Source organism: Mucilaginibacter sp. Mucisp86 (assembly GCF_047324315.1).
In the GTDB taxonomy this organism is placed as follows: Bacteria; Bacteroidota; Bacteroidia; order Sphingobacteriales; family Sphingobacteriaceae; genus Mucilaginibacter.
In genome coordinates, this window is sequence record NZ_CP168503.1 from 3910349 (window position 1) to 3935376 (window position 25028).

Here is a 25028-nt window from a genome sequence, read left to right on the forward strand (position 1 = left end):
AGTGATCGGCTAAGGATTACTTTAAACCTCTTTTAAAATCTTAGAATTTACTAATATTCTGTGGATGAGCAGCATGCTGATATAACTCCAGAAAACGGTGTTAAATAAAAACTCGAAGCTGATGCCGCGCCACATGATTTGAAACAGGCCCGAAAATATAAGTGCTGTTCCTAATATATATCCTCCAAATAATTTTTCGGCTTTAACGGCTATGAGTTGCGCAATGGCACCATAGCCAAAAAGGAAGATGAAAATTCCTAAATCACCTCCCGAAAGGTAGGCATCAACAATATAGGCTGGTTTGGCCGATACGGAAGAATTACGGTTAACTACGCCGGCATCGTAAACCCGCTGCATGATCAGGTCTTCGGTAATAGGCTTAGAGGGCCATAGTATTCGCGGTACTAATGCAATGGCCGATTGTTTAACGAGATCCAGTCCATAAAAATCAACATTTTTAGGCGTCGACTGTACAAAGCGGGTAAACATATCAATTTCGCTTAAGCGATAAACTAAAAAATCCCAGTTAGTTTCTTTAACATCTTCGTCATCTACATTTAATGCAGCATCAAGGGCCAGTTGTGAGGCCTGGTCACTATTGGTATCACCATTCCAGGCATTGGCGCGGTAAATATGGTTATAGGTTGGCAATACCGTAAATAATAAAAAAATGGCAGGGATAAAAGTAATGGTTACCAGTTTTTTATAGGTGGGGTACAAAAAGATGCCTAAAACAAGTATGCTGATGATAATAGGTTCTTTAAACCCAGATGTAAGTGCCTGGTAAAAGTTGAAGGCATAAAGCAAAAAACAGATAAGCGTATTGCCTGCTTTTTTTAGCGGTATAGCGAAGGCTAACGCCAACGTGCCGGCAATAAAGCTTAATGAGCTAAACTGGTAATAAAATTGTGAAAGCCCCGGAACTTTAAGAAACACCAATGAGAGCGGAAAGCTGATAATGGCCGACACCATGAGCAGGTTTGCCAGTTTTTCTGTTTCGATGTGGTATTTTTTGACTACAGGATAGTTCATGAAAATAAGTACCCCCATTACAAAAGAAGCATGACCGAGGCAGTAATAGCGCTGGCATTGTGCAATTAATCCCAATGTATCTTTATCATTTAAGGTATGAATAAACACGTGCTTAAAATTTTCATAGCCGAGGGTATTCATAAAATAGAAGATGGATGTACTGCACATGTACCCCGCAAAAATTATCTGGATGATAAATAAAGGCCTCATCAATTGTTCGGCAATGGGGCGATCATTGGGGATTGGGCGTACCCAGCCGGTAAGTGTGATCAGGAATATAAAAAATGAGCCCCCCCATGCCACAAAATAGGATAACACGCTATCGCTTTTACATGCCAGCGCCAGCAGCCATGGTATAAACAACACAATATACCGCTCTATTGATTTGCTTTGCTGCATTTATTAATTAATATCGTGTTATTGACAAATTGCCCTTGGTTTTTAGTCTGAAGTTATAAGCTCTAAGTAAAAAGTCAGAAATCTGACTTGCGACTTCCGGCTTAATTATAGGCCTAACACTAATTGTTCTATCGCTTCAACCTGTTTGCCAAAGCTCCATCCTTCAATAATTTCCCCAGACTGCTGTCCCATTGTAAATAAAGCAGTTTTATTATACAGAAGCAATGTTTTTAGTTTGCTTTTTAAATCGGTAAAGTCGCCGGCATTAAAGATCATGCCGTTTTTATGATCCTTTACCAGATCAGTGCCCGCACCAACCTTGTTTGATATGAGTATTGCCTTACTGCAGGCCATTGCTTCGTTTATGGCCAGTCCCCAGGTTTCACCGGGCCCTTTTGAAGGGAGGCAAAAGATATCGCAGGCCTGATAAACTACGGGGATATAAAGCTGGTTTTGAAAATCAATAAAGTGTACGTTTTTATGCAGGCTGGCCTTGTTTTTGAGTTCTGTCTCTAAAATTCCGTTCCCCGCAAACAGTAGGTGGGTATCCGGTAAGTTTACATCAGCAAAGGCTTCAAGCAGCAATAATGGGCCTTTTTTATTTTCAAATTTACCCGCAAAAAGCAGGAGCTTTTCATCATCTTCTATCCCCAACTGATTGCGCAGTGCCTGTGCCTCATGTGTTCTGCCGGTAGCAAATCGATCATTATCTACTGCATGCGGCGCAAAAAACAATTGTGTTTCTTTTAACCCGCATTTCTTAAAATATGCCCTATTATTTGAACCGGTGTACAGCGCGTAATCAACGTTTCGGTAAACCCACTTTAAAAACAAGCTTCGCAATAATGATTTAATCCCGCCGGTATGGTCAAGTAAAGTTGAATCGCCCCGGAAAATGACGGGGACTTTGCCTTTAAAATGTTTAAGGGTTTTAAGGTGGCTTTTATAAAACCAGCCATATACCAATACGGCATCAGGCTGCCAGGTATTTATCTGATTAATAAGATCAGGATTGTCGATCCCTTTTGAGTGATGTGATCCCGGATCGGCCGAAATGTTTTTTACCCATTGATAAGGATAACCCTCAAGCAGCGGAAGGTCCCAGCTGATATTTTTGCCGAAGCCGGGATCAAACTTTTGCATGGCACCCTCGCCCCAGGTATAGAATACCATGATACTTATTTTTTGCTGTTGCTGCAACAGCTTAAATACCGGGGCGTAGTACTGTATAGGGTGGGTGATAACAATGGCTAATTTCTTCATTTAAATAGTTTCGCCCATTATTTTGCCAAGATTGCTTTCAGAATAAAACTTCATTTATTTAACGGTCTGCACAAATGACTTTATCAAATAAGCGGCACTGTGCCAGTGTCATTTCCTGCGCTGAATATTCTTTTACAGCATCAGTATTATATTCAACCGGTTTTAAACCGCCCTGAATTAGCTGATTGAAAAATGTGAATACATTTTCATTAGTAATATTATCGTAGCTGTAAACATGTTCTACACCATACTGCTGCATAATGGGTATTGCAGAGCTTGCAGCATTAAATACAGCTAACACAGTTTTTTTTGTGAGCAGGTACGGGAATATTTTTGATGCCGTATATTTGGGATCGTCAGATCCCGGGATGAACAGTGCATCGGCCTGTTGTAGTGTGAGTAGTGTTTGATAGTAGCTGATCCTGTCGGTAATTTCAACAACATGGTCCGCAATACCATATTGTTTGGCCAAAGGTTGTATTGTTGCTATTCCCTGCCCGGCGGGGGCATAACTGGTACCGATGAAGTAAAGTTTTATTTTAATGTATTGCTCTTTGTCTTTCTTTAATCCGGTTTGCAATGCTTCAAACACCGGGCTTATGGCTTTGTGCATATCCTTACCCCCGCGACCTATATATACCACATTAACAGAGCTCTCATCAAGCAAATTGGGAAAAAGCTTTTCATTGTCTTTTGCTATTTGCAAATCTGGTTCAAAAGCCCCGAAGGTTATGGTTGCCGCCGGGATATTCTGAATTACAGGATAACGTGATTTAAGCTCGTCGATATAGGCAGATGATACGCTGATCAGTCCAGCTACATTTTTTACCGCTATGGGCTCCAGGTATTTGTTTAAGCGATAGGCAAACCAATATTTAGGGGGCTGTTCGTTTTTTGGCTTATTGATATAATAATCGGAATGCCAGGGGTCCTGCATGTCAATAACATAGGGAACCCCGAAACGCTTTTTCCAGTAAGCCCCCAAAATACAAACCGGGAATTGTGTGGTTGAAAAATAAATGAGGTCAAACTTGTTATTCTTCAGCAAGCGGTTAACCGTTTTACGGTAATACCATAATGAGCGGATAGCAATACTACCCAGCCCTACTTTTGAAGTCAATTTCTTGCTTAAAGCTTTTACTTTGTGAATTTTAATACCCGAAGGCAGGCTTTGCAGCAATAGCTCATCTTTGGCCTGGTCGGCATATTGTTCGTCAATGGTTACCACCTCTGGATCCCAGCCACAGGCTGCAAAATAAGGAAGGCTCATTCTTACGCGCTGCATATCCGCCGCATTTACAGGTGGGAAGTATGGCGAAATAATGAGGAGCTTTTTATTCAAGTGTTATAGATTTTGAACCAGGTTTAAAAATACCCTGCTTTCAGTTTCCCAGTTTAAGGTTGTTTGCCCTAATTGGTAGTTTTGAAGGCGTGTTTGATATAAAACATCCGGATTCTCAATATAAAAACTGATAGAATCCGTTAGTGATTGCAAATTGTGTTTTTGATATAATTTTCCGGTAGCCGGATATTGTTCCATAAACAGTTTTTGTGCCTGTGTATCGCTTGCTATCATGGCAAGGCCGCATTGTACATAAGTAAAGATTTTGTTGGTGAGGCAGATATCCCTGTTTAAAGGCACCCCTGTTTCGGTAGCCATGCCGATATCAAAGCGGCTCGCAAAACTGAAGATCTCATCAGCAGCAATAGGTTCATGGAACTGAAGTTGATCCGCGTTTAATTTAAGCTCATCGCCAAGGTTTAACAATGCCAATCTGTTGTTTTCACTGCAATTGCCCAGCAGATGTAATTGTACATTACCTTTAGTAGCTGCCATTGCTTTGATAATATCTTCCAATCCTCTTTCCGGGCCTATCGTTTGCGAAAACCAAAACAGTTTTAATGGCTCATTGGCTTTATAGTTTTGGACGATATTCAACGTTGTTTTAGGGAACACATTGTTTATAACAACAGGGCTTAAGTAACCGTATTCGTGTTTGTAATATTGGGCTATGAGCAGGCTTGCCGCCGTAAAATAATCAACCCGGCTAAAATATTTTTCTTCAATGTATTTATTGAGGCGATAGCTTTCGTCATGAGTTGAAGTAAACTGGCCCGAATGCATATCCTCTGCATCGTAACCAACTTTGGCACCATTGCGTTTTGCTGCTAATACTGCAGCTGGCAGTGCGCCGAGGTTATGGGCTATGTAGAGGTCTGTTTTTATTTTTTTTGCGATAGCCAAGGCTTCAATATGGCTACGGCTGATGGCGTTTTCCGGGATGCCGAAATTTCGGGTATATTTAAATAGCAGCGTACTTAGCTTTTGGCGGATACGCGTTTTAAAATAACTTGCCTTTTTCACAACCGGATCTCCGCCACAATAAATATACATGCCAGGATACTTTTCTGTTAAAGTCTTATCGGCTTTTTGTGCCCATTGCTGGTAAAAGCAATAGATAACTTTAACGCTATAACCAAGCTTATGCAATATTTCGGCCTCTTTAACCAGGCGCGGATTGGTAGTAGGCTGACCGGTAGTAATGAAAGTAACGTTCTTCAATTTTTACGCGTTGCCAGTTGGTATAACTCCTCGTATTGTTTGGCCAGCACCCCGGCGCTGAATTTTTGTTCGGCCACCTGCCGGCAGGCTGCCCTGTTGATGCTATCAATATGGTTAATTGCCTTTATCATATCGACCTCCGTATCGCATACAAAACCGTTTAATCCGTTGGTTACTACCTCCGGAACAGCGCCACGTTTAAAACCGATAACGGGCGTGCCGCAGGCCAGTGCCTCGGCCATTACAATGCCAAAGGGCTCATCCCAGGTTACAGGCATCAGGAAGGCTTTTGAATTACGGAGCAATTGGTTTTTTTGGCTATTGTTAACCGGGCCTATGTATTTGATCTGTTCGCCATCTATATAAGGTTTTACCTGTTCATCAAAATATTGTTGATGTTTTGGCTCGTTAGGTATGTTACCTGCTATTACCAGTTTTTGATTAGTTTTTTTTGCTGCATGTATGGCAATAGCTGTTCCTTTTTCGTGCTGGATCCGGCCTAAAAAAGTAAGAGGCGCATCAGGGGCAACATCGGCATTGAAATCGTAATCGTTGATGTCAACCCCGTTATAAATAGTGGTTACATCGGCAAAAGCAGTTATTTGATTGGCTATGTAGTTGCTGCAGGCGGTAAACCTGAGTGAATGTTTATAAGCAATGCTAACTGCTTTTTTAACCTGCGATAGGGTAGGTGGCAACTGGTATGACACTATTTTGGGAATCCGGCTTAACATGAGTAAAGCAATATTGTTCATGCGGCCGAAAGTGTGCACAATATCAAAATGCTGAAAAGCAATTTTTGAAGTAAGCCGGTTGATCTTCACCAGATCTTTTATCCCATAATGCGTGGATTCGCGGAAACCAACGAGTTTGCAGCCCGGCTGCGAATGTTCATTGGCATATAGGGTAACATCATGCCCGTTTTTTTTAAGCTCCTGGATCAGCATAAAAACAATGCGTTCAATACCACCGTATTGCTCGGGAGGTACAGGGATCAGCGGATTTACGATAATGGCTATTTTCAAAGGTTTAAGATAGGTTTGTTATGTACGTTTATTTGTCAAAAATAGCCCTCTTTATTTTTTTTAACGATGAAGAGATGGCGTGATCGTTCAATGCCCTTTGCTGCCCGTTGATCCTTAGCTTATCCCTTTTTTCTTTGTTGCTGAGCAGTTCAGTTGCTTTTTGCACCAGTTCATCAATAGTGCGGTAAACGTTAATTTCCTGTTCTGTATCGTAAAGCTCATCAATGCCTTGGCAATATTCGGTAAGGTAGCAGGCGCCAAGCATCGGGGCTTCTATATCACGCAACCGGGAATAGGTTAGCGGATTGTTGTGGGGACGTTTAAACGTTGGTACCCGGTTAATACCCAGGGTAACCATACTGCTTTGGGTGATGTTGATATACTCATCAAAATCAGGGCTTGCAAATATATGATCGCCGTTAATCGGGATAACGGGGAGTTTGTTTAATTGCTGTTGAACTTTGATGGACAATCCTGAAAGTCCATGCTGTTTTGTAAAATTAACCTGATTAATGAGCTTTTGATAGGCAGAACCCGGTACAAATGGTGGGGGTGTATCATTCGTTAACCAGCCTGCACCGCGAATGCTTAGCGGAAGGCCTTTTTGAATGGCCTGCGCTAAGAGATTTTCCCGCAATATGTCTTTTGAGCCAATAAATGATATGCCAGGTTGTTCATGGACCGGAATATGCTGCCTTAATTGGGGCTCTACCCACATAGGCATTGGCAGGTTGATATGCTTTACCCCAGCTTTCTTGTACATAGTTAAAGCCTCAAATTCAGGAACCCAAATCAAATCAAAGATCCTGAACTTTGCCGGTGCCGTTTTAAACTCCCTGATGTTATCGCAATAAAAATTAACACAGGGGATTCCCATTTTCCTGATCTGTTCTATAGCATCCACTTGTATTTGCCTCGGATACAGGTAAGCTAAAAAAATATCGATGTTTTGCCGGTTGGCTTTAATATAATTGATGGTTGCCTGCCAACTCTGTTCCTGCCAGTTTTGCAAAGCAGCCGAACCTTCATCGTATACCAAACCTTCGGCCCAATCAACCTCCGGTACTTCAATATAGCTCATGCCAGCCTCCTCAATACCATTTTTAATATAATGTTGCCAAAAGCGGTAGGAGGGCACGGGATGGGGCTTGCTTACTTTATCCTGTAAAAATGAAAGCAGTATGCGCATGGATATATTATCTGCCAAAGAAGGCTTTAAATTTTTGTGTTAATTTCCAGCCTATGAACCGATTTAGCACTTTGGTGTAGCCGCCCGCCGGGAACTGTGCTTTTGAGCCGCCTAACTCATCAATGCGCTGTTGGGCCTTGTTCATAATATCGGGATGGTGGGGATAATACGCATAAACAAAATTTTGCAAACAATCGGCAACGGCGGTTCTTACCCTTGCGCTATTTTCATACTGCAGCATGTATGTTGTACCTTTATAAATAGATGTAAATGCCGATTCAATCCCCCGCCTGGACGTTAATGCAGACAGCGAATTGCTGATACCACTCCGGTAATACAAAACAGCATTTTGGGCGAAGCGAATTTTGTTTGCATGCAATAACACGCGTGTAATAAATTCAAAATCATTTACAAGGCTTAACCGCTCATCCCATAAACCCGATTGTTCAAGTATAGCCCTTGGAATTAGCCATAAGGCACATTGCATCATTGCCTGTTTGCCATCCATAGATGATACCAGCCAGTCGATAGGTTTGCAGTCCTGACCGATGAACTCTTCGTTCAGTTTAAAAGTATTGATATCGTCATTATAAAAACGGCCCCAGGCAGCGGAGGCCACCACATCCTCACAATCACCAATGCGGTTAACCTGTTCGGCGATATAACCGGGTGAGATCATATCGTCGGCATCCATAAATTTGATAAGCCGTCCTTTTGAAAGATTAAAGGCTTTATTTGCGGCTGCGCACTGACCGCTGTTTTCCTGCTGATGAATGCTGATACGCGGATCGGCAAACTGTTTAAGTACTATGGAAGTATCATCTGTTGAACCATCGTTAACAATAATAAGCTCCAGGTTAGTGTAGGTTTGCTCAAGTATTGAACGAACAGCCTCGCCAATATATTTGCCTGCATTATAGGCGGGCATGCAAATAGATACTAACGGGTTACTTTTTTCCACTCGGTAGTAAAATAGGGCAGTTTAGCTTTGAAAATATAATGGCGTACGATGTTTTGACTTTTAAAGCCGGGTTTATTATCGTAAAAGATGCTGTATAATTTATCATCAAGTGCTTCAGCGTTTTGCTGATACAGCACATAGCTCATCAATGTTTGTTCAACCTGGGCCGGCCCCGCATGAGGATAGTGTTGTAGCAGTAGCCTGGCTTTTTCTTCAAGGTGGGCATAATCAATTTTATCGTTATCATAAGCTATGATGCCGCCGTTAACGCTTTTTATACAGCTGATGCCATGTTTATCCCTGAGTATATCCTCGTTATCGACAAAGTAGGAGTTTGCCAGCTGTTCTTTCATGTAAACAGCTGTTTTGCATTTATACGCCTCCTGGATTTGATCAGGTTTATCGAAAAAAATCATATCGCTATCCATATGGATTGTCCATGAGGGTGAAGTATGAATATCTATCAACCTGCGAAAAAAGGGGTGCCAGTTACGCAAATACCTTAATGTTGGAAAATGATGCCTTGGTAAAACAAGGTCGAGATGTTGTAACACCTGCTGCTCGGATATGGCTTCAATGCCTGGCAATACCCGGTTTACAAAACCGATATGCTCATCGGTAAGTGTTCCGTCTGAATATAGCCTGATCCCTAACCGGCCATCCAGGTGACGAGCCAATGTATAAGCACAAAAAATAGTTTGGTGCCAGTATTTTGCCCCTGTCAGGAAGTTTACTTCAAGGGTTTTATCTGTTGAAAGCTTAACCGGCGGCAACTTCAGTGCTGCCTTTTTCATTTGCTGTTCGCCTCGTTGCATGTTTAGCCAGCCCTTCAACCCGAAATGGCTGATATGGTACCTTGCCGAAAAGGTGGGTTTAAAAAAGTATTTGTATGCTATTTTACCTAAGGTCACGAGCTATAAAAAATGTTTCCAGGTGTGTTTAAAGTAACCTTCTTTTGAAAGGTCGACATAATGATGTAGGATGCCAGCTTTGCTGTTGATCTGATCGGGCGCGGGATTAACAATATATTCTTCGGCTTTCAAAACTGTGGCATCAGCACTCCCTATAAGCATGGCCGAGAGTGCTTGTTCTAAATAATAAGATGTCCCTTCCCGCTCTTCCAGTGTTTTAACCCAGTTTTCCAGCTTGTCCCAGTCGATATCATTGCTTTTTAAACCAATAGCGCCTACATTAAGTAATGGTTTTATAGCTGAAGCTGCCAGTTGCTCCATGAGTTGTTGCGAGTAACCATAGGCTTCGGTACAATCAACCATGTGCAGGGGGCGCTGCGGATGATTGAGCCAATTGATCAGATCTATAGGTTCACGCCAAAAAAGCATATCCGAATCCAGCACCAGTTTCCATGCGTCGCCGGGAATGGTGTGTACATCGGTTAGTTTTTTGATATGAGGATAAACCGCTCTTTTTTTATGAAGATAGGGATAGCGTGCTTCGGGCAAAGCATTTTGAAGGTTTTCGCTGATCCTGTCCTGTGTAATAACCTGTGCGCCGGGTAGCTGTCTTTCTACTCTCTTAAGTAGTTCGGCATTAAAACTGCCGTCGTCAACCAGGATGAATTTAAATTTTGCCGAGGATGATTTAATTAATGACTGGATGCAATAAAGCGTTTGATACAGGTAGTTTTTACCCGTTAAAAAGTAAACCGGCAATCCATCGGCATATGAAATTACCGGCGGCAATTCAACCGAACGCTGTTCCATCTCCCTGCGTCCGTTCATCATGCTGCGGTAGTTAAGATAGCCACCAAAACGCCTGAACTTTTGCAGTTGTGAACGCGGGTTACGATATAAAAAATTAATAAGCGATTGCATTGCTATTTATGGGGGAAGGATGCCAGTCCATCAAACGTGCCGCACGCTCCCTGCCATTTGATATAATCGGGCTTACTTTTCCAGGCCTTATAGGTAAACCAGGCTTTTGTCTTACGCAATAAAGCACCTGCTTTTGTTACCTGTTGCCATGGGTTTATATCATGGCTTTGCAGTAACTGTACCCATGATTTATTGGTGTTATTAAGCAGGCGGGCCAGGTAATCCGCCTCCATGCGCTGAGCCGGAATAATATGCTGCAACATCAGTTCCGGGAAATAACCAACCTGCCAGCCGCTTTTAAGGATTTCGAGCACCATATCATTATCACCGCCCGAACTTAGGGAATGTCCTGTCCTGTCGCTGATGTTGTTGTTTCCGGATGCGATTTTTTTGATATAGGATGTAATAGCTTCCCGCCTTATCGCCATTCCTGCACCGATAGGTGCGGCGTTTGGGTATTCGTTGTTCCACATTGCGATGATGGGCTCATCACCCAGGTTACGCAAGGCCAGGCTTCCGTAAAACTCGCTCAGCCATTCGGGTGGAGTAGTTTCAAACAACGGAATTGATTTACCTCCTATAGCTCCCATTTTGGGATTTTGGCCAAAAATGTTCAATGCTTTTTCGAGGTAATCTGCGTCAAGGATATTATCATCATCGACCATTACAGTGAGATCTCCTGTTGATTCATTAAAACCTTTGAGGCGCGTATAAGTAAGCCCCTGTTTTATTTCCCTTACAATTTTTGCAGCAGGGTGCCAGCCTAAATTAATTTGCTGCTCAAAATTGTTGGTAGAATTATTGTCGATGATAACCAATTCCCATTCATCAGCAGGCAGCGATTGTTTTTTTAAAGCCAAAAGCGTTTGCTGTAATCTCGCAACATCAGGATTGTAAGTAGGAATAATTACCGAAAGCTGCATCAGTTAAAATCCTTGATTATCTTATTATAATATGCCAATGAATTAGCGGCTAACCTATCGCCGGTAAATTTATCTTCAACGGTTTTGCGGGCATTTGAACCGAGTTGCTTTCTTAAATCACAATCATCAACCAAACGGATAATTTTATCGGCAAGGCTTTGCGCGTTGCCTGCTTCGGCAAATAAACCGTTATAGTTATCGGTAATAATTTCGGGTACACCACCAACGCTGCAGCCTATAACTGGTTTGCCATAACTCATGGATTCAATAAATATTAACCCGAATGATTCATACCGTGACGGGGCGACAAAAATATCACACGACTGGTAGGCCCGTAATAATGCATCATGATCAACCTTCCCGCCGAAAACAACTTTTTGTAAAACAGCCTCAGGGTTATCGTTCTTAAATCTGTTTTGGTAATCGTTACCGGTATCGCTGCCAATTAGCTGAAATACAACATTTGGAGTTTTCTGTAACACAAGGGGGATTGCCGCAAGCAAAACATCAGTGCCTTTGCGGTACTCAAACCGCCCTGCGTATAATATTTTAATTACTTCACGGGTGGTAGCATCATCAGCTATAACAGGTAGATCAATACCATGCGGAATAATTTCAAATCGCCTGGCATCGATATCATAAAGGCGTTCCAATTCCAGTGCATGGCTATGGGCATGGGTAAGTATATACCTGCTCCTTTTAATGAAACTTATCTCCATTTTGGCTATCAGATCCATTCCTCTTGACTTAAAAGGGTAATGCTCATTCATGATCTGCGAAAAGGTAGTGCTTACCCTTACGGCTACCGGAGCTTTGAGTTTTTTGTATGGCAAAAAATAGCACAGCGAAAGATAGCTGGTTGTTTCAATTACCTCAATGCCATATTGCTGAATAAGCTTCCTTAAAACCTGCGATGTAACACGCATGGATCTGATCTTCAATGCAAAATCAATGATAGCCCATTTATGCTTAAAAAGCTTATTGATAGTAACAGGTAGTTTAACTTTATAGGTAAGTACAATGATCCCTTCTGCAAGGGTATGTTTACTAAAATTATCCGGCTCATTTTTATGGCGCGGTCTTACGTGTACCACGATAACCTTATTCCCTTTTGCTGCTAAACTTTGTGCCAGCAGCAGGTAGTGATTAGCTATGCCACTATCAATGGTATGCTCATCAGGGAAGTAAGGTGTTACCAGCGCTGTGGTCATGGTTTAGGCTTTAAGCTCCAGTATATCATCCTTAAAAAAGTTTTAATCCTGAATGAGATGCCAAGCCCGTTGGCGCCGGTTATGTAATACAGGATATTTGCCCAGGCAAAAGTCATGCTTTGTTTTTCCTTCACCAACCAAAGGCAGCAGTATATGGATTGCTGCAGGAGGGTTGCTCTGTCCTCAATTTTATTTAATGCTTTATTTATCGACAGCAATTTATAATGATAACTGTAAAAACGGTAGTCGTAAACTGATGAACTTAAACCCGCTTCACCAAAGCTTGCAATATCCAGGTCGATGTATTTGGTTTTAAATGCCGGGTTACCGAACACTTTGAGTGTTAAATGATAGTCGGCTGCCACCCTGAACTTCAGGTTGTATTTGCCTGTATAGTCAAATATTTCGCGTTTATAAAAAATGCCCTGGTGGTGGATTCCGCGCGATAATACTTTGTTAACTGTATCATCAGCGTATTTTGTATTTGATATAGTGCCTGTTACATTGCCATATACAAGATGGGCAGGCTCATTTTGTATTGCCCGATAAACCTGCTCTAACACTGTGGTATTGCTGAAAGTATCATCGCCACCTATAAAATAAAGCCATTGCCCGGTTGCCATATCAATGCCTTTATTCATAGCATCGTAAATACCCCTGTCGGGTTCGGAGATGAATTGGATATGGTGATCACTGGCTTTTTTGAATTTGCTGATGATAAACTGTGTATCATCATTTGAGCCGCCATCAACCAAAACCAGTTCGTAGTTTTTAAAAACCTGGTTGGTAATGCTATCTAATGCCTGCTGTAAGGTGCCTTCACAATTATACAGCGGTATGATGATGGAAAAAAACGGGCTCAATTAACGTTTGAGGTTAAAACTTTGTTGGCTTCAGTTACCCAGATGTCCAGTCCCTGCGGGTTCCAGTGCGAATCGCTGCGATAGAATAGATTGCGCTTGTCGGCTTTGAAAATATTATACAGTGGAATTACTGTAAGATCCGTTTTTTGTTCAACCCTTTCCAGCAGGTGATTATAGGGCATCCGTTTATCATCATAAACAGAAACCGGATTTGGGATCACTGAAAGGAAAACTTTTTTGAAGCCGATGCTCAGATAATAATTTTTTGCGATATCCAGGTTGTTAATAATAGAATCTATTCCATGCTCAGTCTTTGGCCTGAAGGCCGACTGCACGCTGCTGGTATCAACAGTTGTATTAAAAAGCAACCTCTTTTTATCAGTACTTACCACTACCTCATTGGCTACGCGATCAAAAAGTTTGTAGTTTAGTGATGCTTTAGCTTCTTTAAAGGGAGTTGCCAGTTTATTATCGAAAAGAATTAATTCGAGGTTGCGGCTTAAATCTTTATGAAAGATGATCCTGCCCAATCGTTCAAAAATAGACTCATGTGGAAGCGGCGGGCCTCCTGGTAGCGGTTTATTGCTAACGTTTACAGCATTTTTGATGTCCTTGGTCGTCCACCGAATTTCAAAAGTTTTGTTAATATCATAGCCGTTAAGGTTACGTTCTGAAAATTCCATCATCAGGTAGTTTTGTTTAGCAGCATCCAGTTTAATGGGGCCGAAAGCGAAACGGCGATCAAGGAAGATCACATTATCGAACGCGTCAAAAGCGCCGGAAAGTGTTTTATCGGCCAAATAGCTATCGCCTATTATGTATAATATTTTATTGGTGCTTTGTCTGCCGGGTTTGTAGGGGTATTCCTTAAACGGTTCGAGTTTAAATTTGTACTGTGGCAGAAAAGAAACCCCGTAGAGGTCACCGTAATCCCACTTGTCTGAATGAACAAAAGCCGCTTTAAATAAAGCGCTTTCCTGCACCGATTGCGGGTTCAGGTGGTCAAAATACTTTTCAAATTTTATTTTAGTAACGAACGACTGGTTCATGGAACTGCCCAGCAGCACAATACTAACGATCAAAATAAGCAAAGCGGTAATTTTACGCATCAAAACTGGAAATAAATAAATTGTGCTTCATTAAAGATTCCCAAAAAATAACAGGCAAGCACTAAGCCGCCTATAAGAAGTAACTTGCCGGCATTTGAATAATCCTTCGCTTTTCGTAAGTGGCGTTCACCTAACAGCAGTGCTATAATGATGAAAGTGCAATACCAAAGTTCATGTACCGACATGAGGTTACCTGCCGAATAGGTAAAACTACCACCACTAAATATTTTATTTAAGATATAAAGAGCATCGGTTACCGTACCCGCCCTAAAAAATACCCAGGCCAGGCAAACCAGGTTAAAAGTGACAAGCCATTTAAAAAAGGTAAAGCCTTTGATACGGATATTAAACTTATTGAACAACTGATAAGCGACAAGCAGCAGACCATGAATTAGCCCCCAAATAAGGTACTTCCAGTTAGCACCATGCCAAAGACCGCTTATCATAAACACAATGAGCAGGTTAATGCAGGTTACCTGGAAATTAACCCTGCTGCCACCGAGCGGGATGTACAGGTAATCACGAAACCAGGTAGAAAGTGAAATATGCCAGCGTTTCCAAAAATCAGAAACATTGGAAGCGAGATAAGGGAAGTTAAAGTTCTGCATCAGCTCGATACCCAAAACCAGGGCCGTGCCGATGGCGATATCTGAATAGCCGCTAAAATCACAATAGATCTGGAAGGCAAAGAAATAGGTGGCCACCATTAATTCAAGCGCCGAGTGACCGTGAGGATAGTTAAAGACCGGGTCAACGTAAAGGCCAAGCCTATCGGCAATTACTACTTTTTTAAACAGGCCCATCGCCATAAAAAACAAACCAGTTATAAAAGCCTTGCTTTGGAAGGTATTAACCCGGTGCAATTGGGGGAGGATGTGTTGAGGCCGCTCAATAGGGCCTGCTACCATTTGAGGATAAAACATTACATACAAGGCATACAGGCCAAAATGCCGTTCGGCGGGTTGATTGCCCCGGTAAACCTCGATGGTATAACTCATGGCCTGGAACGTATGGAATGAGAGGCTAATTGGCAATATAAAATCAAGTAATGGTATTTGCGGACCGTGAAATAAGCCGGAAAGCAAATTCAGGTTCCCCGCTAAAAAGTTGAAGTATTTATAAAATGCCAGTACGCCAATATTAGTAACGAGGCTTAAAATGAGATAAAACCTGCGGGTTTTGCCTGTTGCTTTTTCTATCAGGATGCCGGCACAATAATCAACAATGATGGTAAAAAGAATAATGAGGATGTATACCGGCTTAAAATACATATAAAAATAGCTGCTTGCGGCTAAAAGCCACATCCACCTTAATTTATGCGGCAGCAGGTAATAAGTAATAGTTACAATTACAAAAAATAGAAGGAACAGCAGGGAATTAAAAAGCATTTAGGAGGTGAAATTATTTTTTTCGGCGGAACGCTGATATTTGTAGTTTTTTATTTGTGCGGTACACTCGTACCAGGCCCAAAACACAGAAAGAAACAAACCTGTAAACCCATCTTTGTACCCTTGCCTGGATTTATAACTGTATTTAAATGAACGGAAAGGTTCGGTTATAATACCCTTAACGGTTGCCCGTCTTCCGGTTTTATAACGGGCCTCACCTTCGTTTCTTAAATATCGCAGGTGTTTCTCCAATAGCTTCTTATAGCCCGACATCCAATAATGATGAATGAAGTTTTTGCCGGTATATTCAATATTAAAGGTTGAGTAACCCGGCAAAACTTTGCGGCCAACATGTATCAGTGCTTTAAATTCAAAACGCTTGTTGTGTACCAGTAAAGTCCTCCGGCTAATGCCTCCCCAATGGGTGCCGGTGAGCTTTTTGTTCTTAAAGTAAAATATCCAGGGGGCAGTGATTTCACCAACTCCTTTAAGCTTATCAGGCTCGCTGAACAACATCGAAATCTCATCAATCAATTCCTGGCTTAGTATCTCGTCCGGGTCGGTGATCAGCAACCATTTGTGTTGGGTACTATTGGCAAATTTTGCATGGATCCATTCACAACTGTCAACCTTTTCATGAATTGTAACCCTTGCTCCTAAACTTTCCGCAACTTCTCTTGATCCATCTTTGGAGCCTAAATCAAAATACAAGATCTCTTTGCAAAAGGCCAGTTTAGGCAGTGAGTTTTTCAGCAGGTGGGCTTCATTATAGCCAACAATTATAGCTGATATAGGAAGTTTCAAATGTTTAGTGACTTACGGGATTAAATTTAGAACTAAGTTTAGTGAACTTTAACCTGTACCTGATTATCAATGCTTTGATATAACCGTAATGTTTAGGGTGTAAATAAATCTCGTCAGTCGATAAATATGCTACTCTGAAGTAACCTTTACTTCTCATGAAATGAAAAATATCCGGTGTTGAGTAATTGTTTTCTACTACAACAGCCTTTATTTTAAAAGCTTCAAAGGCTATTGCCTGCAAAATATTTAATTCGCCTCCTTCGGTATCAACACTTATAAAATCGATATTTTTAATATTGTTTTCTTTCAATGTATCGTTAATATCTAAACATTGTACTTCCGTTTCGGTAATGTGACCTCCGTATTCTTCAAGGGTTTTGTTGATTCTTTCTAAATGTCTGTCATCATATTTCGATTTTAAGCCACTTAACATTTCACCATAACCATGTACATTGTAAAATGTATCCAGGTAATTTTTATCAGAGGCGCAACCATTAATATTAATTGAACTTCGATTTTCTTCAAGTTTATTAAACGCCTCGGTAAGCGGCTCAAAACAGATGCCAGCCCAGCCTAAGTTTTTTTCAAAGAAGTAAGAATTACTTATTGTAACCCCATCGTTTGCACCGATATCCACAAATACACCATTCTTTTTATTTTTGAATAATACCTCATTTAGAAACTTATCCTGTTGGTACTGGCTATAATATTTATTCATCCGAAGGTTTAGGTAATTAACGGAACCAGCTATAAAGCTTTATCCTGATCCGGTTTAAAAAAACGATCTTTTTCCATTCATGTACTGTACCATGTGCATCGGCGGCCCATATTTTCTGATGATCGGCCTCCCACTGAGCCTTCATTTTTGGCGAATGAGTTTTGGCCTGATCGTGTACGTTTGCTACAGAAAGCGGCTCTTTGATCAGTACCCTGCTATGTCCTTTTACCAGTCTGAGCCACAATTCAAAGTCGAGAGAACAATGGAGCTCCTCCCAAATGGGCTCATGAATGGTGGCACTCCAAAAGGTAGAGGGCTGTACAAGGCCGGGGATTTTAATGAAATAATCAATAAAAGGCAATATCCTGGTTGTTGTTGTTTTGCCGGATAGCACATTATAGTCGTTGCCGTAGCCGTATATAAAATCGACTTTGGCACTCATGAATTTGCTTATCACTTTATGAAAAACGCCTTTAAGGTAGTAATCGTCGCTATTGATCCATGCATGGTACCTGCCCGATGAAAGGCTGAACCCCATATTAATGGCATGACTTTGCCCGTTATCCTTTTCGCTTTGATAATAGCTAAGCCAGGGGGCATATTTTTCAATGATCTGTTTGGATTGATCATTGCTGCCGCCATCAATGATGATATATTCCAGGTTGGGGTAATTTTGTAGGAGCACTGCCCTGATAGTTTGTTCCAGAAAATCAGCCTGATTATAGGAAGGGGTTACGATGGTAAGCTTAGGCCAGTTTATTTTATGATCATAAACAACTGGCTCCACCTGTTCGTTCCAGGGCCAGCCGGTTTTGCCGGGTGGGGGCGAAGGTAAATGTTTCAATAATCCGTCATCGGTACCGGGTACTAATACCAGGGGCAACTGAACACCTTTGCTGATGAAGTTTGAACGATATGACTGAAGATCAGGAAGATTCATGTTTGTTGTTTAGCCTGTGATCTGTAAAAAAGTGCGACCAACTTTTTCAACGCTTTCCTGATAGGTGTGTTTTTCAAATAGTGGTGGCGCAGGCTGCTGTTCGTTGGCTTGCTGAAGTAATTGCACCAACTGATCTACATTATGCGGATCAAAAAAACGAGCCGAGCTGTTAACCAACTGTTCCCTGTGGATCTCAATATCTGAAACCAGCAAAAACTTATTCATGAGCTTGGCGTCTTCAACAACGGTGCTCCAGCCTTCAAATAGTGACGGCTGTATAATGGCAATAGCGTTATTCATGAGCTGAAGCTGATCTCGCCGGTCAATAAAGCCAAGGAATTTAATGTTACAGCCTATGTTGTTTTGTTCAACAAATTCCTTCAGTTCCATAAAATAATGGGGGTTCCGGTAATCGTTGGTATTGCCGGTAAATGCTATCGTAATTTCAATACCTTTGGTTTTTAATTCTTTAACAGCCTTTAGTACCACCAATTGGTTTTTATGTTTCCAGAACTGGTTGGGGCATATGAAATAACGCGCAGGTAAATGATATTTTTCAAGCAGTAATTTGATATCAAGATCCTGGTAGGGGGGATGTGCTACAGCAAAAGGCAACACATTTACATGTACAGAATGCGCCGGAAAAATGGATTTAAAATGCCCAAGTGCGGTATTGCTGCTTACAATCAAATGCTCGGCTGATGCCTGAATTTCCTGCTGATTTTGTAAACGGGAGGCAATATCATCTTTACTGAAAAACTCGGGCGCGAAATGTTCCTGGAAATCAGCTACCCAATATATTTTCTTTTTTGCTGCCGATTGCTGCTCGCTTTTATAATATGGAAAAACGGCATCAAGCCCTTTTATCTTCTGGCTAAACAAGCGCATTTTAAACAATCGGTTTGTTACCCTGTTCAAAAATTGAAATGCTTTATTTGCTTCACCCGAGCCGAGCTGAAAGCTGATATAGGGGTAATTGAACTTTTGTTCGGCTACCCTGAAACTTTCATAACTATCGGTAAGTAAAACAATGTGCGGTTTTTCCTCATCATTAAGGGAATTTAGTGCATTGATGAGGTTTTCGATATAATAGGTGCCGCCTATCCAGTTTTCGTTGTAGGCATAGCTTAACCCTATTCTTTTCCTTTTAGCCATTTGCAATAGTTATTTATGCCGTCGTCAAAGCTCACTTTTTGCTGATAGCCCATGCTTAGCAGCTGGCTGTTATCGGCCTGCCAATATAAGGGGTCGCCAACGCGGTTGGTGCCGGTGAACGATAATGCACCGGCAAAGCCGATATACGTTAAAAATGTTTCGGCGGCGGTTGCTATGGTGATGGTGTTATTATTGGCGATATTGGTGATGCTGAACCCGAGCTTATCGGCAGCGATAAACAGGCCCATGGCCTTTACAATATCAGTAACATGAATAAACTCCCTGGTTTCGGTACCGGTACCAAACAACGTAATATTGTCCTGGCTTTGCGCTTTTTTATAAAGGTCCCAAAACAGTTGTTTTTTTAAACCGGCCCCATATGCCGAGAATACGCGGAATATATGAACACTTAATCCAAAATGATCATGATACAAACGGCAAAGTTCTTCGGCCTGTTTTTTATGAATGCCGTAAGGTGAAAGCGGGGCAAGCGTATGAGTTTCTTTAATTGGTTGTACTTGCGGATTGCCATAAACTGCCGCGCTCGACATTTGAATGAGCCTGCAATTACTGTTGCTCTCCTTTATAGCATTAAGGATACTTACCAGGTGATGAACATTTAGCAGATAGTCGCGCTCTGGGTTATTGAATGATTCTGGCACAGATGCTGCCCCGGCGCAGTTGATACACCAGTTAAACTGATAATCGCTGAATACTTTTTTAAAATCGGCATTGGTAGCATCAATCAAAAAGTAGTTAGGATCGTCATATTCTACCATTACATCGGCACCATAAACTTCATGGCCTGGCTGGCTTTTAAAGTAGCTATAGCAAGCCGAACCGATAAATCCTTTAGAGCCTATGACAAGTATTTTCATTGCTGAGGTAGTGTTTTTATAAATTGTGCGGGATTACCTGCAACCATTGTAAATGGTTCAACATCCTTAGTAACCACCGCCCCTGCTGCAACAATAGCACCTTTGCCAATGGTAACACCTTTCAAAATCACAGCATTCAGGCTGATCCAGGCATAATCATCAATGATGATTGGGGCAGTAAGTACGTTGCCTTTATCGGCCCAATGCCCGTTGCGTAGCAGGTCCATCCAGCGTTCGGCTCTTTCCATTGCTTCAAGTTCGTGGGCGTTAGTATCTATGATATTTACATTGTGCGATATCTGCACAAAATTGCCGATGGTTATACTTTCGCCCGACCAGATCCTGCTATGATCGCCGATGTAGCAGTTTTCGCCAATTGTAATTTTGCCGCCGTATTTGAATATGTTAAGCATTCCGCGGATATGGGTTCCTTTGCCTACTACTATCCTTGATTTATCGAGCGAGTTTGATATTACTGCCTCCGGGTAAAAGGTAGCGCCAAGGTCGGTAATGCTTAATTGGATATTGCGTTTGCTTTGTTTTTCCTGAAGCAGGTGAATTAAATGAACAAGGTTTATTTTTTCAAAAAAAGCAAGCAATACCCTTTTTATAAACTGTTTCATGATTTTATTTTCAATAACCTCAGTGCCTTTTTCAATATAGAACTTTTGTATCTTTTGTTAAGATGTGTATAAACCTGCTTCAAATAGTCGATATCCAAAAGCATTTTTTTGGGATGGATCAACGGAAAGTTCATTGCGTTTAATGGTAAACCGGCAATGGCATCATCTGCCGAATGGGTATGAGTCCCATTTCCATAACCTATGTTTTTTACAAGATTTACGGACGGGTTAATGGCCATGCCATTGTTAATTAAGATGCTGTAAAACCATTGAATATCCCAGGTATTTAATGATTTGTTGAAAGATGATTCAAACAAGCCATAATAGCTGTTATACCAGTCGGTAGTGCCAAGTTGTGCTTTGATCTTATCTTTTGTTGTCCGTTCGGGCCAGCTTTTCATTTCTATATCATAAAGCTCCCATGCACGTTTCCATGTAGCCCAGCCCCAAATGCCGCCGTGTGCCCAATGATATGATTGTGTGTTTTTCTTCCAGCCCTCAGGTAATAAGTTTGAACCTGATATCGACATTACCTTATCGTCGAAGCGATATTTTTCCAGTAACTCTGCACAAAAAGGGAAAAATGTTTGGTCGGGCAGGCAGTCATCTTCTAAAATAACACCTTCGCTTACGTTTTCAAAAAACCAGCTGATAGCTTCACTAACTGCCGATCGGCATCCCAGGTTTTTATCTCTTAGCAACGTTTTAATTTCGCAGTCCCAGTTTATTCGTTCAATTACTGAACGCGTTTTAGCGCATAGCTCAATGTCATCAGGTTTATCCGGTCTTGGCCCGTCGGCGGCTATGTACAGGTATTTAGGTTTAATTTCAGCTATAGTTTCAAAAACCAGATCTGTAAAAGCCGGACGGTTAAATATTAAAAAAAGTACAGGTACTGAGTAGCCCATAATCTCAATGGTGAGTAAATCCCTGCGGAGCTTTCACAGCTTTTAATATTTGTTTTATATGCTGATATTGATCTTTTATCAGCGCTCTGTTAACTAACAATGATTTGAGCTGACCGCATTTTTGGCGGTATAAGATTTTTTGTTCGATGCTAATAGGACGGAGTTTAACTGCTTTTTGATAAAACAGCTTAGCCATAAATTGTGCTAATGACCTGGCTGAAGAAAGCAGGTCACGATTAATGATCTGTCCGATAGACCGTGTATTGTTATTCACCAGTGCAAAATAACCATTAAGCAAAACGCTGCTGTAATTTAGCCAAAATGCGGCCTTTAATACATATGCGATATTTTGCCTGCTAAGCGGAACAAAGTGTTTGAACTTCAGGTTATCATCGGCTATTATTTTATAGCCCATTAAATAATTCATCAGGCACATTTCAACGTCCTCACCCGAAAGCAGTTTTTTACCTATACGGCCTGTAGTTATTTGGCGCCAGTTGGCTTTTTTTAGTTCAAGTAAAATACTTTTCCGATAAACAGATCCGGCGCCATAAACCCAATGACTATCGGCAGCCCAGGTTTGAGGCCCCCAAACCGTGGTTGATTTCAGTAATTTTTCGGAAAGCAAGACTGGTTGCTCGGCCTCTATCAATCCACATCCTCCCAATACACCTATCTGGCTATCGTTGCTCATTATTTGAAACACACGCTCAACATAATCGTCAAAAAGCCAGTTGTCATCGTCGCAAAAAAGGAGATATTCATACCCTGCATAGCTTAAACCCATATCCCGGGCATGGCTTAATCCTGCAACAGGTTGGTTCACGACGGTAAAAGGAGGATTGGTTAGGCTGTATTTCTCCCATTCGGTTTTTGCAATAGCCGCGGTATCATCTGTCGAAGCGTTATCAACAATAATAACTTCCCATTTAACAGATACAGGCACCTTTTGTAAGGCCAGGTGTTTAATGGTTTCGGGAAGCCGTTTGCTGCTATTATAACAACAAACAATAACTGATACTCCGCTATTCAATTTTTCTAATTAACCGATTTATCCGGAAGCATCATGTCCAATAACTTTTTTGACGAAGAAGGATCGAGGGTAAATTTGTTTATCAATTCCTGGTTGGATGATTTAATTTCCTCGTCCAGTTTAGTTTGATTTGCCCTGATGGCCTTTATTAAAGCGGTAAGTTCGGCGGTGGTCCGGCAATAAGCAATTGAGTTCGAAAGCTCATTTTCCCATGTGCTATCAACGTTGTAAAGGATGGTTTTAAGGCCATGCCTGATCCCCTCCAGCCCCGAAAATCCGGTAAATTGGCCAATGGTAAAATTTATAAAATATCCGTTTTTTACTTCATCAGTTAAGTCCTGTAAAGGAATTGAAGTTTCAGTAAAGGAGATGTTTGAAGAAACCCCCAATTCACCGGCAAGGTTGAGTGTGTTTTGATAAACCTGCCGGCTATAAATTGCCCCTATAAAAAGTATCTGAACATCATTAATCCCTTCATTTTTTAGTGTGTGAAGCACTTCAATAAGGTTGGGGAACGAGTTTTTATCTTCCGCAATCCGCGATACTACATTTAAGTTAATCATTTAAAAAAAGCTTAAATAGTATCTTTTTGCATTTTACCGGAACGCTTTTTTCGTAATTGCTGAATTCTGCCTCCTGGTACGGATTAATATATACTATAGTATCATTGGCATTATCAAAATAGCTTTCGGGGAAATTATAGGCTCCCTGAATAGCGTTGGTGATGTGCCAAAAAAAGCGGTGATTGTGAATGATGGTATCCTTTGCCCGATAAATATTGTATAAGCCTATAACATGAATGCTTTCATATATGGCGCCGGCAAAGAATTTCAATTTAAACGACCAGTATAATGACCTGCACATCCTTAAAGGCGACCGGAAATTTTTGATCCCCGTAAGCCTGGTCCTCACAACTTTAATTTTTTTTTGCTTAAATATATCGTCGTAGTATTCCTTTTGGTAGTTCTCCAAAATTAATATGGTAGGTTCGATGTTGTTTTTTTGTGCAAACGTGGCCAGTTCGTACGTGAGCTTTTCTGCACCGCCAAGAACCAGCTGCCCATTTACAATTAAAATTTTACGCATAAAACTTTTTGATGGTTTTACATACGTATTCAATTTCCTCGTCGCTCATTCCTGGGTTCAGTGGTAGGCTCAGGCAGGTTTCTGCAAGCTCTTCCGCTATCGGGAAATCGCCTTTTTGATAACCGAGATGGCTATATGCTTTTTGTAAATGGGCTGGGACGGGGTAGTGGATCCCGGTACCTATCCCGTGGTTATTTAAATGTTTTTCCAATGCATCGCGTTTGCTGGTGCGGACAACGTATAAATGGTAAACATGCTCTGCTCCCGATGCGATGGCTGGCAATATAAGCTCGCTGATACCGGCAAGCTGCTCAAAATAAGCTTCGGCTATTTTTCTTCTCTCATCGATCCATCCGTTCAGATATTTCAACTTTACCGAAAGAAAAGCGGCCTGTAACTCATCAAGCCTTGAGTTTAGGCCGATAACCTCGTTATAGTATTTTTTTTCGGAGCCATAATTGCGCAGCAGGTTTACTTTATGTGCCAGACCAACATCATTGGTGGTTAAAGCCCCTGCATCGCCGTAGGCACCCAGGTTTTTTGTTGGATAAAAGCTGGTGGCGTTGATGTGGCCAAAACTGCCGGTGAGTTGTTCGTTATAAGTGCAGCCCTGTGCCTGGGCATTATCCTCAATAACAAAAAGATTGTTTTGGGCGGCAATTTGCATAATGGCATCCATTTGGCAAGCCTGCCCATACAAATGCACCGGCATTATTGCCTTTGTTTTAGGGGTGATGGCCATAATGATCAAATGAGGATCTAAATTATAAGTAAACCTATCCGGTTCAACCGGTACTATGGTTGCCTTTACCTGCGATATGGCCAGCCAGGTAGCTATAAATGTATTTGAGGGTGCAATAACTTCATCACCTTCGCCTATATCAAGTGCCTTCAGAGCTAAATGCAATGCGTCAAGGCCATTGCCTACACCAATGCAGTGTTGAACCTTATTATAGGCAGCATAAGCTTTTTCAAAATCGCTGACTTCCTTGCCAAGTATGTACCATTTATTTTGAAAAACGCGCTCAAATGCCGCACGGATTTCTTCTTCAACTAAATTATTCTGGCCGGTAAAAGATAAAAAGGGGATGTTCATTGATTCAGCTTTAAGCTTTAGGCTTTTTG

25 protein-coding genes are annotated in these 25028 nt (G+C 41.4%); all 25 read right to left on the reverse strand.

Annotated features, from left to right (window positions below; translation table 11 throughout):
* Positions 1-21 precede the first annotated feature (21 nt).
* Positions 22-1431 (reverse strand): exosortase Y-associated Wzy-like protein, encoded by a 1410-nt coding sequence (locus tag ACEN9X_RS16595; protein ID WP_413666191.1) that lies wholly within the window; start codon positions 1429-1431, stop codon positions 22-24.
* A gap of 105 nt (positions 1432-1536) precedes the next feature.
* Positions 1537-2694 (reverse strand): glycosyltransferase family 4 protein, encoded by a 1158-nt coding sequence (locus ACEN9X_RS16600; protein WP_413666192.1) that lies wholly within the window; start codon positions 2692-2694, stop codon positions 1537-1539.
* Between the two features lie 58 nt (positions 2695-2752).
* A complete protein-coding gene (locus tag ACEN9X_RS16605; RefSeq protein WP_413666193.1) occupies positions 2753-4036 on the reverse strand; it encodes a glycosyltransferase in 1284 nt (427 codons plus the stop codon).
* Positions 4037-4039: 3 nt separating this feature from the next.
* Entirely contained in the window at positions 4040-5257 is a 1218-nt protein-coding gene (locus ACEN9X_RS16610; RefSeq protein ID WP_413666194.1) for a hypothetical protein, read from the reverse strand.
* The gene (locus ACEN9X_RS16615; RefSeq protein ID WP_413666195.1) at positions 5254-6282 is read right to left on the reverse strand and encodes a glycosyltransferase family 4 protein; all 1029 of its coding nucleotides are present in this window, start codon (positions 6280-6282) and stop codon (positions 5254-5256) included. Before ACEN9X_RS16615 ends, ACEN9X_RS16610 begins: the two co-directional genes overlap by 4 nt.
* 28 nt (positions 6283-6310) lie before the next feature.
* Positions 6311-7489, reverse strand: coding sequence for a glycosyltransferase (locus ACEN9X_RS16620; protein ID WP_413666196.1), 1179 nt, complete (start codon positions 7487-7489; stop codon positions 6311-6313).
* On the reverse strand, positions 7479-8399 hold the full coding sequence (locus ACEN9X_RS16625) for a glycosyltransferase family 2 protein (RefSeq protein WP_413666197.1): 921 nt from the start codon (positions 8397-8399) through the stop codon (positions 7479-7481). Before ACEN9X_RS16625 ends, ACEN9X_RS16620 begins: the two co-directional genes overlap by 11 nt.
* An 11-nt stretch (positions 8400-8410) precedes the next feature.
* Entirely contained in the window at positions 8411-9343 is a 933-nt protein-coding gene (locus ACEN9X_RS16630) for a hypothetical protein (RefSeq protein ID WP_413666198.1), read from the reverse strand.
* Between the two features lie 3 nt (positions 9344-9346).
* The gene (locus ACEN9X_RS16635) at positions 9347-10264 is read right to left on the reverse strand and encodes a hypothetical protein (RefSeq protein WP_413666199.1); all 918 of its coding nucleotides are present in this window, start codon (positions 10262-10264) and stop codon (positions 9347-9349) included.
* 2 nt (positions 10265-10266) lie between these two features.
* The gene (locus tag ACEN9X_RS16640) at positions 10267-11187 is read right to left on the reverse strand and encodes a glycosyltransferase (RefSeq protein ID WP_413666200.1); all 921 of its coding nucleotides are present in this window, start codon (positions 11185-11187) and stop codon (positions 10267-10269) included.
* Positions 11187-12398: a glycosyltransferase family 4 protein gene (locus ACEN9X_RS16645; protein WP_413666201.1), complete on the reverse strand. Its 1212-nt coding sequence runs from the start codon at positions 12396-12398 to the stop codon at positions 11187-11189. Before ACEN9X_RS16645 ends, ACEN9X_RS16640 begins: the two co-directional genes overlap by 1 nt.
* Positions 12395-13261 (reverse strand): glycosyltransferase family 2 protein, encoded by an 867-nt coding sequence (locus tag ACEN9X_RS16650; protein ID WP_413666202.1) that lies wholly within the window; start codon positions 13259-13261, stop codon positions 12395-12397. Before ACEN9X_RS16650 ends, ACEN9X_RS16645 begins: the two co-directional genes overlap by 4 nt.
* Positions 13258-14370 (reverse strand): hypothetical protein, encoded by a 1113-nt coding sequence (locus ACEN9X_RS16655; RefSeq protein WP_413666203.1) that lies wholly within the window; start codon positions 14368-14370, stop codon positions 13258-13260. The genes ACEN9X_RS16650 and ACEN9X_RS16655 overlap by 4 nt, the downstream gene beginning before the upstream one ends.
* Positions 14370-15758, reverse strand: a complete 1389-nt coding sequence (locus tag ACEN9X_RS16660) for an MBOAT family O-acyltransferase (protein WP_413666204.1) — start codon at positions 15756-15758, stop codon at positions 14370-14372. Before ACEN9X_RS16660 ends, ACEN9X_RS16655 begins: the two co-directional genes overlap by 1 nt.
* A complete protein-coding gene (locus ACEN9X_RS16665) occupies positions 15759-16562 on the reverse strand; it encodes a hypothetical protein (RefSeq protein WP_413666205.1) in 804 nt (267 codons plus the stop codon). It lies immediately after the preceding gene.
* A gap of 4 nt (positions 16563-16566) precedes the next feature.
* Positions 16567-17280, reverse strand: a complete 714-nt coding sequence (locus tag ACEN9X_RS16670) for an FkbM family methyltransferase (protein WP_413666206.1) — start codon at positions 17278-17280, stop codon at positions 16567-16569.
* 16 nt (positions 17281-17296) lie between these two features.
* Positions 17297-18220: a glycosyltransferase family 2 protein gene (locus ACEN9X_RS16675; protein WP_413666207.1), complete on the reverse strand. Its 924-nt coding sequence runs from the start codon at positions 18218-18220 to the stop codon at positions 17297-17299.
* Between the two features lie 9 nt (positions 18221-18229).
* On the reverse strand, positions 18230-19375 hold the full coding sequence (locus tag ACEN9X_RS16680; protein ID WP_413666208.1) for a glycosyltransferase: 1146 nt from the start codon (positions 19373-19375) through the stop codon (positions 18230-18232).
* Positions 19354-20253, reverse strand: a complete 900-nt coding sequence (locus ACEN9X_RS16685) for an NAD-dependent epimerase/dehydratase family protein (protein WP_413666209.1) — start codon at positions 20251-20253, stop codon at positions 19354-19356. Before ACEN9X_RS16685 ends, ACEN9X_RS16680 begins: the two co-directional genes overlap by 22 nt.
* Entirely contained in the window at positions 20250-20876 is a 627-nt protein-coding gene (locus ACEN9X_RS16690) for an acyltransferase (RefSeq protein ID WP_413666210.1), read from the reverse strand. The genes ACEN9X_RS16685 and ACEN9X_RS16690 overlap by 4 nt, the downstream gene beginning before the upstream one ends.
* Positions 20873-21784, reverse strand: a complete 912-nt coding sequence (locus tag ACEN9X_RS16695) for a hypothetical protein (RefSeq protein ID WP_413666211.1) — start codon at positions 21782-21784, stop codon at positions 20873-20875. Before ACEN9X_RS16695 ends, ACEN9X_RS16690 begins: the two co-directional genes overlap by 4 nt.
* A gap of 4 nt (positions 21785-21788) precedes the next feature.
* Complete coding sequence (locus tag ACEN9X_RS16700; RefSeq protein WP_413666212.1) at positions 21789-22817, reverse strand: glycosyltransferase family A protein; 1029 nt, start codon at positions 22815-22817, stop codon at positions 21789-21791.
* A gap of 5 nt (positions 22818-22822) precedes the next feature.
* Positions 22823-23380, reverse strand: coding sequence for a hypothetical protein (locus tag ACEN9X_RS16705; RefSeq protein ID WP_413666213.1), 558 nt, complete (start codon positions 23378-23380; stop codon positions 22823-22825).
* Positions 23373-23903, reverse strand: coding sequence for a hypothetical protein (locus tag ACEN9X_RS16710; protein ID WP_413666214.1), 531 nt, complete (start codon positions 23901-23903; stop codon positions 23373-23375). The genes ACEN9X_RS16705 and ACEN9X_RS16710 overlap by 8 nt, the downstream gene beginning before the upstream one ends.
* The gene (locus ACEN9X_RS16715; protein WP_413666215.1) at positions 23896-24999 is read right to left on the reverse strand and encodes a DegT/DnrJ/EryC1/StrS family aminotransferase; all 1104 of its coding nucleotides are present in this window, start codon (positions 24997-24999) and stop codon (positions 23896-23898) included. The genes ACEN9X_RS16710 and ACEN9X_RS16715 overlap by 8 nt, the downstream gene beginning before the upstream one ends.
* Positions 25000-25028: the final 29 nt, after the last annotated feature.